This window comes from Chryseolinea serpens (assembly GCF_900129725.1).
Lineage (GTDB): Bacteria > Bacteroidota > Bacteroidia > Cytophagales > Cyclobacteriaceae > Chryseolinea > Chryseolinea serpens.
Genome location: NZ_FQWQ01000006.1, coordinates 376875 through 394760 on the forward strand (window position 1 = coordinate 376875; position 17886 = coordinate 394760).

Below are 17886 nucleotides of genomic sequence, written 5' to 3' on the forward strand. Positions count from 1 at the left end.
ACCGGGATAACAGAAGATGACCATCTATACTGTAAATTTCAAACCTCTGAAAATAAGAAATAGATAACATGAAACGATCAATTCGCAAAGTTGCTGTTTTGGGTTCCGGCGTAATGGGATCCGCCATTGCATGTCATTTTGCCAACATCGGTTGCCAGGTTCTTCTACTGGACATGGCGCCCAAAGACCTTACCGACGAGGAGAAGGCAAAGGGGTTGTCGCTGGACAGCCGGGTAGTAAAAAACAGGATCGTTCAGACTTCGTTTGACCGGTCGATAAAATCCAACCCGGGGCCTATCTACAGCAAGAAGTTCATTTCACGGGTTGCGTTGGGAAATTTCACCGACGACCTGGCCCGGATCAAGGACTATGATTGGACGATCGAGGTGGTGGTCGAAAATCTGGAGATCAAGAAAAAAATGTATGATGAGGTAGAGAAGCACCGCAAGCCGGGCACGCTCATCACCTCCAACACATCGGGCATTCCCATTCACCTGATGACGGAAGGAAGAAGCGATGACTTCAAAAAGCATTTCTGCGGAACACACTTCTTCAACCCTCCCCGCTATCTCAAATTGCTGGAGATCATCCCCACGCCGCATACGGATCCGGAGATCGTTCAATTCCTGATGCATTACGGCGATCTTTTCCTTGGAAAAACGACCGTGTTGTGTAAGGACACGCCGGCATTCATTGCCAATCGCGTCGGTGTTTTTTCCATCATGAAAGTGGTGGATGCGATGAGCAAACTCGATTTGAATATTGATGAAGTGGACAAACTTACTGGCCCGGTGATCGGCCGGCCCAAGTCGGCCACGTTCCGGACTTCCGACCTGGTGGGATTGGATACGCTGATCAAAGTAAGCAGCAACTTATACAACGGTTTGCCCAACGACGAAGGCCGCCAGTATTTCAAGTTGCCGGACGTGGTATTGAAGATGGAGCAGAACAAATGGCTGGGCGACAAAACCGGACAAGGCTTCTATAAGAAAACAAAAAATGCCAAGGGCGAAACCGAGATCCTGACACTGGACCTCAAAACGCTTGAGTATAAAACAAAAGCCAAAGCGAAATTTGCCACACTCGAAACCACGAAGACGATCGACAACCTGAAAGATCGCTTCAAAGTTTTGTTGGCAGGCAAGGACAAAGCCGGAGAATTTTATCGCGATTCGTTCTATGGCTTGTTTCAATATGCATCGAATCGTATTCCTGAGATCGCCGACGAACTTTATAAGATCGACGACGCCGTGTGTGCCGGTTTTGGATGGGAGCTTGGCCCTTTTGAAACCTGGGATGCAGTGGGCGTTGAGAAAGCCGTTGCCGATATGGAAGCGACCGGCAGCAAACCCAATCCCTGGGTGAAGGAAATGCTCGCCGCCGGGAACAAATCTTTTTACAAAGTCGAGAACGGCAAGCGCAAGTATTACGATATCCCAAGCAAATCCTATAAGATCATTCCGGGCAAGGAGGAATTCATCATCCTCGAAAACCTGAAAGAAAACATCGTTTGGAAAAACGCCGAGTCGAAAGTTACAGACCTGGGCGATGGGGTGATCAACTTTGCCTGGAGCAGCAAGAGCTATACGTTGGGAAGCTCGGTGATCGAAGGCCTGAACAAGGCACTGGACCTGGCGGAAAAAAATTACAAAGGACTCGTCATCGGTCACCAGGGTCCGGACTTCTCTTTGGGTGCGAACCTGGGATTGGTGTTTATGTATGCCATTGAACAGGAATATGATGAGATTGATTTTATGGTCCGTCAATTCCAAAACTCGGTGATGCGCATTCGTTATTCCTCGGTGCCGGTTGTGGTTTGCCCGCAAGGACGCACACTAGGTGGAGGTTGCGAAATGACCATGCACGCCGACATCGCTCAGGCAGCGGCCGAAACCTATATCGGTCTTGTTGAAGTGGGGGTGGGCCTCATCCCCGGTGGTGGCGGAACAAAAGAATTTACCAAGCGCGTGAGCGATGCCCTGGAAGAAGGCGACGTCGAGTTGAACGCCTTGCAAAATGCCTTCATGAATATTGCCACGGCAAAAGTGGCGTTGTCGGCCGAGGAGGCGCGCGAAATGGGCGTGCTTCGAAGCTTGGACCGGATATCAGTAAACAAAGACCGCCAGTTGCTGGATGGCAAAGCGGCGGTGTTGGAATTGTATGATGCCGGTTACACTATGCCGGTGCCCGCAAAGAATATCAAGGTGCAGGGGCGTGCAGGCCAGGCGTTGTTCATGGCCGGCGTGCAAGGCATGCGCATGGGGAATTACATTTCGGATCACGACCAAAAGATCGCCCTGAAAATCGCCAACGTCATGTGTGGCGGCGACCTCACCTCGCCCCAGGAAGTGAGCGAGCAATACTTATTGGACCTGGAACGCGAAGCTTTTGTTTCCCTGACGGGAGAAAAGAAAACACTGGAAAGAATTCAATCAATATTAACGGGAGGAAAACCTTTAAGAAACTAATATGGACGCCTATATCGTAGCTGCTAAAAGAACAGCAAACACCCGTGCGAAAAAAGGAGGCTTTCGCTTTACACGCCCCGACGATTTCGCCACCGATCTGATCAAAGCCCTCGTACAGTCCGTTCCCGGTCTGGAAAACAAAATGGTCGACGACCTCATAGTGGGCAATGCCGTGCAGGAAGCCGAGCAGGGTATGCAAATGGGAAGAATGATTGCGCTTACGGCCTTGGGAATCGACAATGCCGGGATGGTGATCAATCGCTATTGTGGTTCGGGCGTGGAGGCCATTCACCTGGCGTCGGCAACCATAAAGGCGGGGATGGCCGATTGCATTATTGCCGGCGGCGCAGAATCGATGTCGCTCGTGCCGGTCATGGGATGGAAGACGGCTTTAAATTACACCATCGCCAAAGAGCATCCGACCTACTACACCAGTATGGGCCTCACGGCCGAAGAGATATCGAAACAATATAAGATCTCGCGCGAAGACCAGGATAAGTTCGCCTATGAGTCGCACATGAAAGCCATCCGGGCGCAGAAGGAAGGGAAGTTCAAGGAGGAGATCCATCCCATTGCCACTAAGGAAATTTTTGTGGATGAATCCGGAAAGAAAAAAACGAAAGAAGCCGTGGTCGATACCGATGAAGGACCGAGACCTGAAACATCCATAGACGTGTTGGCAAAGTTAAAGCCCGTGTTTGCATTGGGTGGCTCGGTTACTGCCGGAAACTCGTCGCCCACAAACGACGGTGCGGCATTTGCCGTAGTGATGTCCGAAAAATTGGTGAAGCAACTGAATCTGAAACCCATCGCGCGCATGGTGAGCTATGCCGTAGCCGGCGTCGATCCGCGCATCATGGGCATCGGTCCGGTGGCCGCAGTTCCAAAAGCGCTTCAGCGTGCGGGATTGAAGCTTCAAGACATTGACCTGATCGAATTGAATGAAGCCTTTGCCGCACAGTCGCTGGCGGTGATCCGTGAATTGAATATGGATCCCTCAAAAATAAACGTGAATGGCGGAGCGATCGCCTTGGGTCACCCGCTGGGCAGCTCCGGTGCGCGCTTGTCGCTGACGTTGCTGAAAGAGCTGCAACGGAGAAAAGGAAAATACGGCCTCGTCACGGCCTGTGTTGGCGGCGGACAAGGCGTGGCCGGCATTTATGAACTATTGAACTAAACGAATCCCAAGAATCAATATTAAAGAAAGTTTTATGGCTACCACCACGGAAACAAAACACGCCATCAAAGGCGGCGAATTCCTGATTCGCGAATCGCAGGCAAGTGAGATCTTCATCCCCGAAGAATTCAGCGAAGAACAGCAGATGATCCAGCAACAGTGCAAAGATTTTCTCACTAAGGAAGTCTTCAATCGCCTGGACGAAATTGACTCCCAGAAAGATCCCAAGCTCATGCCTACTCTGCTGGACAAGGCCGGTGAGCTGGGCCTGTTGGGCACCTCGGTGCCCACTGAGTATGGGGGGTTTGGGATGGACTTCAACACCACCATGTTGGTGGCCGAAGTGATCGGCGGAGGCCACTCTGTGGCGGTGGCGCTTTCGGCACATACCGGGATCGGCACATTGCCCATCGTGTATTACGGAAGCGAAGAACAGAAAAAGAAATATTTACCCAAGCTGGCCACTGGCGAGTACAAGGCAGCCTATTGTTTGACCGAACCCGATTCAGGCTCCGACGCCAACTCGGGCAAAACGAAAGCTGTGCTCAGCGCCGACGGCAAGCACTATGTCATCAACGGCCAGAAGATGTGGATCACCAACGGCGGCTTTGCCGATGTGTACATCGTCTTTGCAAAAATCGACAACGACAAAAACCTGTCGGCCTTTATCGTGGAGAAAGCTTTTGGTGGCATCACCATGAATGAAGAGGAGCACAAAATGGGGATCAAGGGATCGTCTACACGGCAGATCTTTTTCAACGACTGCAAAGTGCCGGTGGAAAATCTTTTGTCGGAAAGAGAGAACGGTTTCAAGATCGCGGTGAATATTTTGAATGTGGGCCGCATCAAATTGGGTGTGGCGGCGATCGGTGGCAGCAAGAAAACCATCAGCACCGCTGTGAACTATGCCAAGGAGCGGAAACAATTTGGAACGGCCATTGCCAACTTCGGTGCCATCAAACACAAGATCGCCGAAATGGTGACCAAGGTTTTTGTGAGCGAGTCGGCATGCTACCGCGCCGGTCAGAACATCGACGATGCCTACAACGGGCTAGTGGCCGGCGGATTGGATCCTGCGAAAGCCAAACTGAAATCGCTGGAAGAGTTTGCCATCGAGTGCGCCATCCTGAAAGTGCACGGCTCGGAAGTCCTCGACTTTGTGGTGGATGAAGGCGTGCAGATCTATGGCGGTATGGGCTTCTCGGCCGAGGGCCCGATGGACCGCGCCTACCGCGACGCGCGCATCAACCGTATTTTTGAAGGCACGAACGAGATCAACCGCATGCTCACGATCGACATGCTGATGAAGCGTGCCATGAAGGGTTCGATCGATTTGATGAACCCGGCCATGGCAGTGCAAAAAGAATTGATGGCCATTCCGGATTTTGGGGCCAGCGAAGAGGAGGGACTGTTTGTGAAAGAAAAGAAAGTGTTGGCCAACCTGAAGAAGGCCGGCTTGATGGTGGCGGGCGCTGCGGTTCAAAAATTCATGATGAAGCTATCGGACGAACAAGAAGTGTTGATGAACCTGGCCGACATGCTCATCGAAGCCTATGCTGCGGAATCGACTTTGCTTCGCGTGGAAAAACTTATCGGCTTGAAAGGCGAAGCGGCCTGTGAAATTCAGAAAGAGATGGCGCTTATCTACCTGCACTATGCTGTTGAAAAAGCAGCATCGTGTGGCCGTCAGGCAATCACCGCTTTCGCAGAGGGCGATGAGCAGCGATTGATGTTGATGGGGTTGAAGCGGTTTACGAAAGTCGATCCCTACAACTTGAAAGAGGCGAGGAGAAAGGTGGCAAATTATGCCATTGAAAAAGGCGAGTATCCCTTCTAAGTCTTTTTAACCGAACAAGAGAAACGCAACGAACGCAAAGTTTGGCTCCAGCCAGGCTTTGCGTTTTTTCTTTGTGACTTGGCGCCCGGTGGTTAAAACAGCGACTGTTCATATTTGCAAAAACAGCTGTTCAATTCTCAACAATTTTGGCAGCAAAAAAACCGAAAAAGGCCCAAATTGAAGCCCTGACGCAGGTCTTAGTTCATTGCATTATTTTTGGTATAGCCTCAACAAAATTCAAACCTATGGAATCGCGAAGCACCACCACTGTTGTCGTTGTTTTATTGATCGTATTCACTTTTCCCATCTGGGTGGGCATAGCGGGTGGCCTTTTTGGCCTCATCGTCGGTCTGATTGGTGGCGTCGTCGGGATCATTGGCGGTGTGATTGGAGCGATCGGTGGATTGATCGGCGGTCTCTTCAGCTGGGCCTTCAATGGGCACTGGCCTTTTGGATTTTTTCACGTGCACACGCTTACCATCGTGCTCATTGCCATCATCATCGTGTTGATCAGCCGGTCGCGAAAAATCTGAACGTCTATGTGATGGGATGTTTGTTGTACAGGCTCGGGTTTAGAAAATACCGGGAGTACACCGGATATTGATTTATTTTCCGAAGCTCGGGTCTCGTTTTGTTTACAAACACAACCTTGTACTGAAACTCAAAACCCTTGTCGACGCGAATATCTTTTCGCACCAGGTACCATTGCTTGTTCCAGGGATTGAGGACTTTCACTTCCAAGTGGAAGAGACCAGGCGCACTGCGCACGCGCACAAACTTTCCGGGTTGTTTATTATACAGCTTTCCGTTCACGTACACCTGCATGGTGGTTCCTTTTTCTGTTTGAACGGCGATGCCGGAATCATATGCCAACGCCGAGGATCCCGACGCGAGCAGCAACAACAAAATCAACCTTCTCATATTCTTATAAACGCAAGCTCCGTGCCACCGTTTGCGGGAAGGCTATGCGAAATATTTTTTATTTCGCTCAGAAAATGAAACTTTTTATTCAGCAATAGAATCCATCACTGATTCGTGGGATGGATTTTAAGAGAGAATGTAGAAGACAAGTAGCGCGTTAACGACCAGTCCGCCCAAGTGAGCGAGAAACGTTTTGGAGCTACCCGTTTTTCTTAGCAAGAATGTAATCAAGTCGGTCGCTCCCCAGGATAGCCCAATAAAAATGAAAAAGGACCCCAGTAAAAAAGGGACCGGTGCAGTATGGGAGTCGGCAAATCCGAAGATCAGTCCACTCAGTACTGTCAGTAAGAGTGCAGCGAAGTAAAAACCCCAGATGAGATTTGTGTTTTGCGTCAAACTCTGATGACTGTTTTGAATGCGTCGTTAGGGACCTTGCTTTTGCTAAGAAATTTTTATTTCGGCGCCGCTAAGAATTTTTCCACCGGATACCGCATCCGATAGCCTTTGTTTTTGGTGTTGCAACGGGCTTGTTTTCTAACAGTGCATTCACCGCGTCCTCAACATATTTCTTGTCGGCTGCTGAGGCATCACGCGTGTTGTTATCGATCGTGCCGATGTAGGCTACTTTAAAGTCGCTGCCGTCTTTTTTCAAAACGAAAACGTGGGGTGTGTTGGAGGCGCCGAACGCGTGGGCTACTTCCTGTGAAAGGTCTTGGAGGTAGGGGAAATCATAGTGCTTCTTTTTTGCAACCGCTGCCATTTCATCAAACGAATCGCCGGGCGATTGTGCTGGGTCGTTCGGGTTGATGGCCACTACGGGAAAACCTTGGGATGCATATTTTTTGTTGAGGCCGATGATGCGGTCGTTGTAGGCGCGCGAGTAGGGACAGGTATTGCAATCGAAAATAATGATCACGCCCTTGCCGCTTTTATAGTCGGAAAGGGATACCATTTTGCCATCAACATTTTTCAGTTTGAAATCCGATACGCTATCGCCGAGTTGGTAGGACGTGGTGCTACCGGCAAACAAAATGCCTGCGCAGATCAACATCACCAGGGATTGCATTTTTGTTTTCATGGGGAACGTGGATTTTTATTTTACTTCTGCTATTAGCTTTTCAAGATCGCCTTCCTGCAGCTCTTTGTCCAGGAATTTTCGACGACCGTTTTTGGGGTTGATGATGAGGGTGGCTGGTATGGCGCCTCCCCATGACTTATCCACCTTGTCGATCCAGGTGTTGTAGTCTATTTCGTCTAATAACAACACATCGGTCTTCATGTTTTTGCGGGCGATGAAGGCGTTTACTTTGTCGAGCTTGTCGGCAAAGTCAAGGTTGATGAGCGTGACCTTCACGGTGGGGTCGTTGGCGGCATTGAGTTTCTCCAGCAGCGGGAGTTCCTTCACGCAGGGCGCGCACCAGGTGGCCCAAAAGTTAATGACCTGAACCTGGTCGCTTTTGGCGTCGATGAGGGCCTGGAGTTTATCGAATTTTATCACATTTGCCTGTTGGGCAGAAGCCGCCGAGGCAAGGAAGAGGCAAAGTAGGAAGACGGGTTTTCGCATGTTGTTATCAACTGAATTACAGGGCAGTGGTTGCAAAAATGTTACCAGAAACCCGTGTAATATTTTGGGCGGAAAATATAGAAAAACATTAGAATTCAGGTACTTAGAAATCAACAAAAAGGAGACAAAAAGATTTCCACAAAAAACTTCACTTATCCACATTACCTGGATATTAACGATTAAACTGCTGAAGGACAGTAATTTACGATGGATATAGTTAATCAATTCTTTGTGGACAACTTAAAGGGCCTAAAAAAGCGAGTGGTGCAACACGCGTTATTTCTAATTTTCAGATATTCAATGGCCTAGCAAAAATTACGTATCCGATTCACATTTTTTCACACCAAATATGAAGGACTTTTCAAACCGCGTTACAGAACTTTTCAACATTCAATACCCCATTATCCAGGCTGGGATGGTCTGGTGCAGCGGCTGGAGGCTGGCCTCGGCCGTGAGCAACGCCGGGGGACTGGGCATTATTGGCGCTGGGTCTATGCGGCCAGAGATCTTGCAGGAGCATATTCAAAAATGTAAGCAAGCCACGGACCGCCCGTTTGGGGTCAACGTGCCGTTGTTGTACCCGGAAATGGACCGGATCATGGCCATCATTGTTGAGGAGAAGGTGCGCATCGTCTTCACCTCCGCCGGAAACCCAACCTTGTGGACTGCCTTTTTAAAAGAGCGGGGCATCACGGTCGTGCACGTTGTGTCGAGCGTGAAGTTTGCCCTCAAGGCCCAGCAAGCCGGGGTGGACGCCGTGGTGGCCGAAGGTTTTGAAGCGGGGGGACACAATGGCCGGGAAGAGACCACCACCCTGGTGCTTATCCCCATGGTGCGCGACGCGATTTCTATTCCGTTGATTGCTGCGGGCGGTATTGGATCGGGACGCACCATGCTGGCGGCCGAGGTGTTGGGGGCGGAGGGTGTTCAGATCGGGAGCCGCTTTGCCGTGAGCGTGGAATCTTCGGCGCACGAAAATTTCAAACAAAGGATCATCCAAAGTAACGAGGGCGACACGGTGGTGACGTTGAAACAGCTCACGCCGGTGAGGTTGATCAAAAACAAATTTTACCAGAAGGTTCAGGAAGCCGAATGGCGCGGTGCGTCCAAGGAAGAGCTGGATGGACTTTTGGGGAAACGCCGTTCGAAAACCGGTATCTTTGAAGGCGACCTGGACGAAGGTGAATTGGAGATTGGCCAGGTGAGCGCGGCGCTGAAAAAAATCGAAACGGCCGCCGGGATCGTGCAGAGTGTTTGGGAGGAATATGACTCGCTCAAAAAATCGATCTGCTCATGAATATTGTCAAGATCAAGGAAACGTGTCTTTACGTACACGACCTGGAGGTGGCCAGGAATTTTTATCACGACGTGTTGGGTCTCCCTGTTATCAGTTATCTGCCGGGCAAGCATCTTTTTCTTCGTGCCGGTGGCTCCGTGTTGCTGTGCTTCAACCCGGATGATTCAAAAACAAAAAAAAGTCCACCAGCCCATTACGGCGAAGGCCGGCAGCATTTTGCATTTGAAGTGCCGAAAGAAGACTATGAGCGGACGAAAGCGGAGATCAAAGGGAAAGGGATCACCATCATCGACGAAGTGATCTGGAGCAGTGGCAAGGAATCGTTCTATTTTCACGACCCTGCTGGAAACATTTTAGAAGTGTTGCCCGATTCGGGCATCTGGGACTAAAGGCTTACCGGCTCGGCTTCGAGCGCCTTTTCCTTTTCTTTGACTGCTTTTGTAGCGGCTGGTTTCTCGGAGGCGTAAACCAGGTCGAACCAAGATTCGTAGTCTTTGAATTGGAGGCAGTTGCCTACCAACTTGTCGTCGATCAGTATCTTAATCAAAAGCTCACGGTTGATCGTTTTCATCAACGAGTCCATTTGCTCTTTCGGGAGGGCATTGATCTGAACGTACTCAATCCCCTTGTAAATTGTCGATTTAACTTTCATAGCTGCACGATTCTTTGATGACACTTAAACAGTTTTGGTAACCATTAGTTTAATCGAGACGCGAATTTAATACAGAAAAAATTCAGAGGGGGCATGTTTCAAGTCATTATATTTTGAATTTTTGTCTAACGACCTATTTACTCCATGACTGGATTTTTTGATACGTCTATAGAATACCTCAAAGGAGTAGGGCCTCAACGTGCCGCGCTGCTTAACAAAGAGCTGCAGATCTTTACCTATGGCGACCTCATTCAACATTATCCCTTTCGATATGAGGACCGAACGAAATTTTATACCATAAAAGAGCTGAATGAAGATATGCCCTTCGTTCAGATCAAGGGTGTGTTGAAGGGTAAAGAGTTGGTAGGGACCGGATTTAAGAAACGTTTGGTAGGCTACTTCGCGGATGATAGCGGAGAGATGGAATTGGTTTGGTTCCAGGGCATAAATTGGATAAACGATAAACTGAAACCCGGGGCAGCCTATGTAGCGTTTGGCAAACCCGCGCGCTTTGGCAATTTCTTTAGCATTGCCCACCCTGAAGTAGAGCCCCTCACGGTCAGCAACGAGAACGGAGGCTTCCTTCACCCGGTATACCCTTTGTCGGAAAAGCTGCGGACGCGGAAGATCGATAGCAAGACATTGTCACGGATCATGCAGCAGCTGGCAACGTTAGCAGAGAACCGGATACGCGAGACTTTGCCGTTGAGCATACAGAAGGCCAACCATCTCATTCCCAAGAAAGATGCGCTGCTCAACATCCATTTTCCCAAAAGCCACGAACTGTTGGCCCAGGCCCGGCAACGTTTGAAATTCGAAGAGCTCTTCTATGTTCAACTGCGGTTGTTGAAGATGAAACTCATCCGCCAGGAAAAGATGAAAGGGCAGGTGTTCCAGGACGCCACCTTGCTGACGAAGTTCTATCACGAACACCTTCCTTTTCCGCTGACCAACGCGCAGAAGAAGGTGATCAAGGAAATCTATGCCGATCTGAAATCGGGTCAGCAAATGAATCGCCTGTTACAAGGCGACGTGGGCAGCGGCAAAACCATTGTGGGTTTTATCTGCATGCTGGTGGCGGTCAGCTCCGGGGCCCAATGTGCGTTGATGGCGCCTACCGAGATCCTGGCGCAGCAGCACTACAAAGGGTTGCAGCGCTATGCCGACAAGATGAGCATACCCATAGCGTTGCTCACCGGTTCGACCAAGAAGGCTGAGCGAAAAAAAATTCACGAGGCGCTTCAAAATGGGGACTTAAAAATACTGATCGGCACGCACGCGTTGTTGGAGGAAGAAGTGCAGTTCAGAAACCTGGGCTTGTCGATCGTCGACGAACAACATCGATTTGGCGTGGCACAGCGATCGAAGCTGTGGCAAAAAAATGAATCGGTCTATCCCCACGTGCTGGTGATGACGGCCACCCCCATTCCGCGTACACTGGCCATGACGTTGTATGGCGACCTGGATATTTCGGTGATCGATGAATTGCCCGCGGGTCGCAAACCCATTAAGACTATCCACAAGTTCGATGCCCACCGCTTGCAAGTGAACCAATTTCTGCGCGACCAGGTGGAGGCCGGGCGCCAAGTCTATATTGTATATCCCTTGATCGACGAGTCGGAAAAGCTGGATCTGAAACACCTCATGGATGGCTACGAAAGCGTGAGCCGGGCTTTCCCCGACTATGCCGTCAGCATCCTTCATGGCAAGATGAAGCCCGAAGCCAAGGACTATGAAATGAAACGCTTTGCCAGCGGCGAAACGAAGATGATGGTGGCGACGACGGTGATCGAGGTGGGGGTGGATGTTCCCAATGCGTCGGTGATGGTGATCGAGAATGCGGAACGCTTCGGGCTCTCGCAGCTGCACCAGCTTCGGGGTCGGGTGGGGCGTGGGGCGGAGCAATCGTATTGTATCCTGATGACGGATGTGAAATTGAGCGCCGATTCTAAAGTGCGGCTGCAAACCATGGTGAAGACCAACAATGGTTTCGACATCGCCGAAACCGATCTGAAGCTGCGTGGTCCCGGCGACCTGATGGGCACGCAACAAAGCGGCGTGCTGGACTTGCTTATTGCCGATTTGGGCAAAGACGGTCCGCTCCTGCAAACGGCCCGGGAAGAGGCCATCAAGCTGTTGAAGGATGACCCGGAGTTGGAGAAACCGGAACACAGCGTCGTGAAAACGCAGATAGAGTCCCGAAGGCCCTCGGCTATGAATTGGAGCCGCATCAGCTAACCCCTCGGAGCCATTTTGCTTTGACCCCCTGCTTTCGCTAACTTTGGTTGTAGCCTGGACCCATGCGTTATTTTTTTTTAGCTTTTCTGCTTACCGGTTTTTTTAATCTCTTCGGACAAACCGGAAACTACTTCCTCTCGCACTTTTCTCCCTCGGAAAAAAAGTATGACAACGTCTGTTTTGCCATGGTGCAAACCGAGCAGGGCCTCATGTATTTTGCCACGCGCAGCGGCGTGCTGGAGTTCGACGGACGCAATTGGAATCTTATTCCCGGCAAAGGCGCGGTATATTCCCTTCAAATAAATGCCGCCGGCGACATGTACTGGGCCGGCGCCGATGGCTACGGCAAGCTGCAGGCCGACGAAAATGGATTTCTGCAACTGAAAACCTGGTCACGGCCCGAAGTAAAGGATGTGTACCAATGCCTGGTAGTAAAAGACAAGGTTTACTTTCTCACCGACGAGGCTTTGTACATGCACAGAGAGGAAAAGAAACCCGTGCGATTACAGGCCACGGCAACGAGCGGGTCCTTTACGGGCATGACGGAGATCTTCGGCTCCATTTATCTCAACACCGACCAGGGTATTTTGAAGGCGGATGGGAATCACCTGGTGGCCACCACCCTGGGATTTTCGAACGACGATGAAATTTTGTTTTCCTCGGCCTATCAAAACATGTATATCGTGGGCCTGGCCAATAACAAATTGTATCTCTGTGGCGAAGATCTCAGACCACGCGAGATGGTCCTGGAAGATCAGCCGTATATCACGGCAAGCGTGTTGGTGAGCGGCACGTGGGTGAACCGGGACCTGATTGCCCTGGGTACGTTGCGCGGAGGATTGGTCTTTGTCCATGCGGCTTCGGGAAAAACCCAGGAGATCATCAACTATTCAACCGGACTTCCGGACAACGAGGTATATGCGCTGATGAACGACAAAAGTCAGAGCATTTGGTTGGCCCATGAATATGGGTTTACCCGGGTGTCGCCCTACCTGCCATTCCGTTCTTTTAGTCATTATGATGGGTTGAAGGGTAATTTATTATGTGCCCTTTCTTTAGGAGACCAGGTCTATGTGGGCACGTCGCTGGGGCTGTACGCCCTGCAAAAAGAGGAGGTTTTTGAGGAGATTGTGCATTACGATTATATCCTGAAGGAACCGGTAAAAAAAGAGGTCAAAAAGGAAATCAAAAAAGAAACGGTCCCTCAATCGGGACCTATCACGGAAGAAACAAAGCCCCCGGTGGTTGAGGCACAGTCCAAGAAAAAGGGCTTTCTGTGGTTTCTGAAGCGGAAAAGAGTGGAGTCCAAACCAACCCCGGAAGCTAAAGCCGACGCGGCCGTTACGGTGCCCGACCAACCGGAAGCGACCTCGCAGGCCAACACGAATCCGGCCTCAAAGCCCGCTTATCAGCGGATAAAAAAAGTCGAGAAAGTACTTCGCAGTGCCCGTTACGTGTATAAAAAAGTGGAAGGCATCGACGCCAAGATCACCAGCCTGGAGCAGGTGGGCGAACAACTGGTGGCTGCCGGGCTAGGCGGGGCCTACGAAGTGACCGGTCTCCGGGCGTGGCCCCTGGTGGAGGAGCCTGTGCGCTCCGTCTTTTACGCGGCCGATGAAAAAATGCTTTTCATATCAAACTATAAGGACGAGATCTGGACGTTGGTGTTGGGTGAAGAAGGCTGGCAGACCTCGGGCATGTTGAATCCCCTGGACGAGCCGGTGATCCATATTTTTAAGGGGGCCGATCATGAATTTTGGCTGTGCGGCCTGGACAAGATGCACCGGGTGGAGGTTGAAGATCAACAGATCAAAACCATTCAGTCAATACCCGTGAACAATCCGAACTTCGATGGGACCGCTGGAATCTTCCGGAAGAACGAAGTGGTGGCAATCAACTCCCAGGGATTTTTCAAATACGACCGGGCTCACCAGGCGTTTGCGCCGATCGACACGCTGGCTAAACCCCTCCGGTATTTTGCCGGCGACAACGACATTTGGTTTCGCGATGCGCATCGCTGGAATTTATTTGGCCAGCATCCCGGCCAGAGCAACCTGGATCTGCTCAACTTGTTTAGCGACCTCCGCTTCATCGCATCGGACCAAACCTCCGACAACCTGTGGCTCATCACCGGCAACAACGAGCTTTATAAATTTTTCGGCGAGAAGTTCACGCCCTATGAGCCGGGCTATCCGCTTTTGTTGAAGTCGATTCGAAACGACAAGCGAAAGGTTTCGCGGGCGGGTATGATGGAGCTGGACCAGGAAAAGAGCTCGGTTTCTTTTGAGATCGTTCAACCCGACTACCTGGGTTCCGAGTCGGTGGAATATCGCTACCAACTTTTGGGATTGGAGAAAGGATGGTCAGAATGGTCCAGCAGTTATAACATGATCGACTTCCCCTACTTGCCCGCAGGCGACTACACCCTGCTGGCCCAGGCGAAGGACATTTTTGGGAAGGTGAAGGACCTGCCGTTGGTCTCGTTCGAGGTGTTGCCCCCGTATTGGAAGCGGCCGTGGTTCTATGCGTTGGAATTCGCTTTGTTTGCGTCGTTGGTGCTGTTATCGTTCCGGTTGAGCACACGCTACCGGTTCATCAGCCGGGTGCTGTCGTTGCTCACCATTATTTTGTTGATCCAATTTATCCAGACCGTTATTGGTGAGACTTTCGAAACGCGGACCAGTCCCGTGAAGGACTTCTTCATGCAGGTGCTGGTGGCCTTCCTGATTTTGCCGGTGGAGGGATACCTTCGTAAACTTATGTTGAGATCGTTGGGTGCCAAGACGGCCCTGCATCGTTTTGTTTCACCCAAGGCTCCCGTGACGGTGGAGGAGAAGCAAGAAGAGAATTAATTTTGGTAATTTCAGGGACTACAATCGCCAACGTCTATGAGATGTCTTAATCCTTCTATGCCCGCGCCAGCACCTTCGCCATGTCATGCCTGTAACGCCCGTTTTTTTCTACTCACTCAAGCGGCTGTTTCCCCTGCACTCAAAAGCATTTTTAACATGGTGAAGACCGTTCTCCGGTAGGGATAAGCGCTTGCATGAAACCAAAGCCCAACCATACCGGTGAGTTGACCACCCAGAGCTTTAAGGCCTTGATCGAAAATGCCCACGAAGGCATTGTTCTATATGACGTGAAGGGCAAGATCAAATTTGCGTCTTCCAGCGTGCGCAAGATCGCGGGCTACAAAGAGGCCGAGCTGTTGGGAAGGTCGGGTAAAGAATTTGTCCATCCCGAAGATGTGAAGCGGGCCACGCGGGCCTTTACGGATCTCCTGAAGAAACCGGGTAAAAGCGTTACGATCCTGGAACGTCTACGGCACAAAAAAGGCCACTTCATTTGGGCTGAATCCACACTCACCAACTTCACGCATCTCCCCGATATCCGGGGTGTTGTGTCGAACTTCCGTGATGTGTCCGAGCGGAAAAACGCCGAAGAAAAGGCACGCCAAAACCAGGAGTTGTTGATGACCATAAACCGGAACGTGTCGGAAGGAATTTTCATGGGCATCGTGAACGAGTGTTTTATTTACGTGAACGACGCGTTCATAAAAATCATGGGCTATGCGTCGGCGGCAGAGGTGCTGGCCATGAAGCCGTCGAAATTGTATGCGGATGAAGGACAGCGTCAGAAGGTTCGCCGCGAGCTGATGCAAACGGGCAGGCTAAAAAATGTGGAAGTCACCTTCCGCCGTAAAAACGGCGAAAAATTTTTGGGGGTTCTCAATGTGAATCTGTTGCAACACGAGGGCAAAGACGATCACCTGGTGGGCACTTTGCGCGATATTACGCGCGAGAAAAAAGCCGAAGCCGACCTGATTGAATCGCGCACGTTCTTGAACAACGTGATCGCCACGGTGGCCGCGCCGCTTTTTGTGAAGGACGAAAAACACCGTTGGGTGATGATGAACGAAAAATTTAGCGAACTGGTGGGCCGCTCACCCAAAGAGATGATCGGCAAAACCGATCGCGACTTTGTGCCCAGGGAAGAAGCCAAGGTTTTTTGGGACATCGACAACCAGGTGCTGAAAACCGGGAAGACCATTGTCAACCAGGAGCGTATCACTTCGGCCAAGGAAGGCGTGCGCGATTTGCTTACGGTGAAGTCGCGTTATGTGAGCGAGAAGGGCGAGAAGTTTGTTATCGGCTTTATAACCGACATCACGGCCACCAACCGGGTGCAGGAAAAAATAAGTCAGCTCAACGCCAACCTGCAAGGCATTATGGAAAGCACACGCGAATCCATCTATGCCGTTGACAATGATTTTTGCTATCTCGCTTTTAACGACAATCACAAACGGATCATGAAGTTGTTGTATGGGGCCGACATAAAGGCGGGTACCAACAAGATCAAACAACTGAAGGGTTCGTCCGATGCCCCATGGATCAAAGACGAGATCATGAAGGCGATGGCGGGCACGATTTTTATGTCCGAGCATTACCTCCATTATCCAAAGTACAAGGGCTACATACAAACGACCTACAATCCCATTCGCGACGACCATGGGCGGGTGAGGGGCGTTGCTGTTTTTGTAAAGGACATTACGGAACGCAAGCGGTTCGAGGGCATCATTCAATCCATACACGCCAACATGCAGGGTGTGATTGAAAGCACGGCCGACAGGATCTTGGCGGTTGACCGAAAATACCGTTACCTGGTCTTCAACCGGTCGCATGCCGAGGCCGTGAAGCGGATGGTCAACAAGGACCTGAAGGTGGGCGACAACTTGTTGGACATCATGAAATCGACACCCGACATCACAAAAGGGTTGCGGCGCAATCTTATACGGGCCATGAAAGGCGAGCAGTTTTCCTCAGAAGGCGCCATGCCAGACAAAACCATGTGGGAAAGCTCATTCAATCCCATTTATGGCAGCGACAAAACCATTTCGGGGGTAGCGGTTTTTATCCGCAACGTGACCGAACGAAAACGAATAGAAGCGCAACTCAAGACCTTGAACGAAGAACTGATGCAACAGAACTTCCAGCTGGCCGCCCAGGAGGAAGAATTGAAGGCCACGCTGGAGGAACTCTCGGAGCGCAACTTTGAATTGGATCAGCTCATGTACAAAACCTCCCACGATTTGCGTTCGCCGCTGGCGTCCATTATGGGCCTGGTGAACCTGGCCAACCTCGACAAGGACGAAGCCAGTCGCGACAACTACCTGAGCAAAATCGAGGGACGCATCAAGAAGCTTGACGAATTTATCCGTTCCATGCTGGACTATGCGCGGGTGAACCGCGTGGAGGTGGCCCCGGAAAACATTGACCTGAAGGCCGTCGCGCAAAATTGTATTCGCGAGTTGGAATATCTCGACAATTTCAAGGCTGTGCGCACCACCCTCCAGGTGAAAGGCGACGCGTCGTTCCGGAGTGACCCGCTGCGGGTGAACATCATTTTCAGCAACATCATTTCCAATGCCTATAAATATTTCAACCCGGAAGCCGAGAGTTTTCTGTCCATCAAGATGGAGATCACAGCCACACAGGCCCGGATCGATTTTCAGGACAATGGCATCGGTATAAAACCCGAACACCTGACCAAGATCTTCAACATGTTCTACCGGGCCACCGACCGGTCGCAGGGCTCGGGTTTGGGCATGTATATTGTGAAGCAGGCCATCGAGAAATTGGGGGGCACGATCGACATGAAAAGTGAGTATGGCAAGGGCACCCGGATCAAAATTACTTTACCGAACATGCCCGCATGAAAAATGTGTATTCTTC

13 protein-coding genes are annotated in these 17886 nt (G+C 50.8%); 9 read left to right on the top strand and 4 right to left on the bottom strand.

All coding sequences use genetic code 11. The features are described 5' to 3' along the window. Positions 1–68 precede the first annotated feature (68 nt). From BUB30_RS33060 to BUB30_RS33075, 4 genes are all read left to right on the top strand, one after another. Positions 69–2468, top strand: coding sequence for a 3-hydroxyacyl-CoA dehydrogenase/enoyl-CoA hydratase family protein (locus BUB30_RS33060; protein ID WP_073143097.1), 2400 nt, complete (start codon positions 69–71; stop codon positions 2466–2468). Position 2469: 1 nt separating this feature from the next. After that, the gene (locus BUB30_RS33065; protein WP_073143099.1) at positions 2470–3645 is read left to right on the top strand and encodes a thiolase family protein; all 1176 of its coding nucleotides are present in this window, start codon (positions 2470–2472) and stop codon (positions 3643–3645) included. Between the two features lie 34 nt (positions 3646–3679). Further along, on the top strand, positions 3680–5482 hold the full coding sequence (locus tag BUB30_RS33070; protein WP_073143101.1) for an acyl-CoA dehydrogenase family protein: 1803 nt from the start codon (positions 3680–3682) through the stop codon (positions 5480–5482). 245 nt (positions 5483–5727) lie between these two features. Next, positions 5728–6015, top strand: a complete 288-nt coding sequence (locus BUB30_RS33075; protein ID WP_073143103.1) for a hypothetical protein — start codon at positions 5728–5730, stop codon at positions 6013–6015. Positions 6016–6019: 4 nt separating this feature from the next. Here BUB30_RS33075 and BUB30_RS33080 read toward each other — a convergent pair whose 3' ends face one another. The 3 genes from BUB30_RS33080 to BUB30_RS33090 form a co-directional block, all read right to left on the bottom strand. After that, on the bottom strand, positions 6020–6403 hold the full coding sequence (locus BUB30_RS33080) for a hypothetical protein (RefSeq protein ID WP_143165183.1): 384 nt from the start codon (positions 6401–6403) through the stop codon (positions 6020–6022). A 466-nt stretch (positions 6404–6869) separates the two neighbouring features. Next, positions 6870–7481, bottom strand: coding sequence for a thioredoxin family protein (locus tag BUB30_RS33085; RefSeq protein ID WP_073143106.1), 612 nt, complete (start codon positions 7479–7481; stop codon positions 6870–6872). Positions 7482–7496: 15 nt separating this feature from the next. Next, positions 7497–7967 (bottom strand): TlpA disulfide reductase family protein, encoded by a 471-nt coding sequence (locus BUB30_RS33090; protein WP_073143108.1) that lies wholly within the window; start codon positions 7965–7967, stop codon positions 7497–7499. A 349-nt stretch (positions 7968–8316) separates the two neighbouring features. Between BUB30_RS33090 and BUB30_RS33095 the strand changes: the two genes are divergently transcribed. Together BUB30_RS33095 and BUB30_RS33100 are read left to right on the top strand one after the other, a co-directional pair. Next, positions 8317–9264 (top strand): NAD(P)H-dependent flavin oxidoreductase, encoded by a 948-nt coding sequence (locus BUB30_RS33095; RefSeq protein ID WP_073143110.1) that lies wholly within the window; start codon positions 8317–8319, stop codon positions 9262–9264. After that, entirely contained in the window at positions 9261–9653 is a 393-nt protein-coding gene (locus BUB30_RS33100; protein WP_073143112.1) for a VOC family protein, read from the top strand. The genes BUB30_RS33095 and BUB30_RS33100 overlap by 4 nt, the downstream gene beginning before the upstream one ends. Here the strand turns inward: BUB30_RS33100 and BUB30_RS33105 are convergent. Next, a complete protein-coding gene (locus BUB30_RS33105; RefSeq protein ID WP_073143114.1) occupies positions 9650–9916 on the bottom strand; it encodes a hypothetical protein in 267 nt (88 codons plus the stop codon). The genes BUB30_RS33100 and BUB30_RS33105 overlap by 4 nt on opposite strands. 144 nt (positions 9917–10060) lie before the next feature. Here BUB30_RS33105 and recG point away from each other — a divergent pair, with 144 nt between their 5' ends. The 3 genes from recG to BUB30_RS33120 all read left to right on the top strand — a co-directional run bounded on the left by recG (position 10061) and on the right by BUB30_RS33120 (position 17870). Next, positions 10061–12154, top strand: coding sequence for an ATP-dependent DNA helicase RecG (recG, locus tag BUB30_RS33110; RefSeq protein WP_073143115.1), 2094 nt, complete (start codon positions 10061–10063; stop codon positions 12152–12154). A 62-nt stretch (positions 12155–12216) separates the two neighbouring features. Then, the gene (locus BUB30_RS33115) at positions 12217–15006 is read left to right on the top strand and encodes a triple tyrosine motif-containing protein (RefSeq protein ID WP_073143117.1); all 2790 of its coding nucleotides are present in this window, start codon (positions 12217–12219) and stop codon (positions 15004–15006) included. Positions 15007–15200: 194 nt separating this feature from the next. Then, complete coding sequence (locus BUB30_RS33120) at positions 15201–17870, top strand: PAS domain S-box protein (RefSeq protein WP_073143118.1); 2670 nt, start codon at positions 15201–15203, stop codon at positions 17868–17870. Positions 17871–17886 lie beyond the last annotated feature (16 nt).

Excerpts from the sequence above, each read along its gene's own strand:
- BUB30_RS33075 (WP_073143103.1), top strand. The coding sequence starts at position 5,728 with ATGGAATCGCGAAGCACCACCACTGTTGTCGTTGTTTTATTGATCGTA.
- BUB30_RS33115 (WP_073143117.1), top strand. The coding sequence starts at position 12,217 with ATGCGTTATTTTTTTTTAGCTTTTCTGCTTACCGGTTTTTTTAATCTC.
- BUB30_RS33085 (WP_073143106.1), bottom strand. The coding sequence starts at position 7,481 with ATGAAAACAAAAATGCAATCCCTGGTGATGTTGATCTGCGCAGGCATT.
- BUB30_RS33095 (WP_073143110.1), top strand. The coding sequence starts at position 8,317 with ATGAAGGACTTTTCAAACCGCGTTACAGAACTTTTCAACATTCAATAC.
- BUB30_RS33100 (WP_073143112.1), top strand. The coding sequence starts at position 9,261 with ATGAATATTGTCAAGATCAAGGAAACGTGTCTTTACGTACACGACCTG.
- BUB30_RS33070 (WP_073143101.1), top strand. The coding sequence starts at position 3,680 with ATGGCTACCACCACGGAAACAAAACACGCCATCAAAGGCGGCGAATTC.
- BUB30_RS33120 (WP_073143118.1), top strand. The coding sequence starts at position 15,201 with ATGAAACCAAAGCCCAACCATACCGGTGAGTTGACCACCCAGAGCTTT.
- BUB30_RS33060 (WP_073143097.1), top strand. The coding sequence starts at position 69 with ATGAAACGATCAATTCGCAAAGTTGCTGTTTTGGGTTCCGGCGTAATG.
- BUB30_RS33065 (WP_073143099.1), top strand. The coding sequence starts at position 2,470 with ATGGACGCCTATATCGTAGCTGCTAAAAGAACAGCAAACACCCGTGCG.
- BUB30_RS33080 (WP_143165183.1), bottom strand. The coding sequence starts at position 6,403 with ATGAGAAGGTTGATTTTGTTGTTGCTGCTCGCGTCGGGATCCTCGGCG.
- BUB30_RS33090 (WP_073143108.1), bottom strand. The coding sequence starts at position 7,967 with ATGCGAAAACCCGTCTTCCTACTTTGCCTCTTCCTTGCCTCGGCGGCT.
- BUB30_RS33105 (WP_073143114.1), bottom strand. The coding sequence starts at position 9,916 with ATGAAAGTTAAATCGACAATTTACAAGGGGATTGAGTACGTTCAGATC.
- recG (WP_073143115.1), top strand. The coding sequence starts at position 10,061 with ATGACTGGATTTTTTGATACGTCTATAGAATACCTCAAAGGAGTAGGG.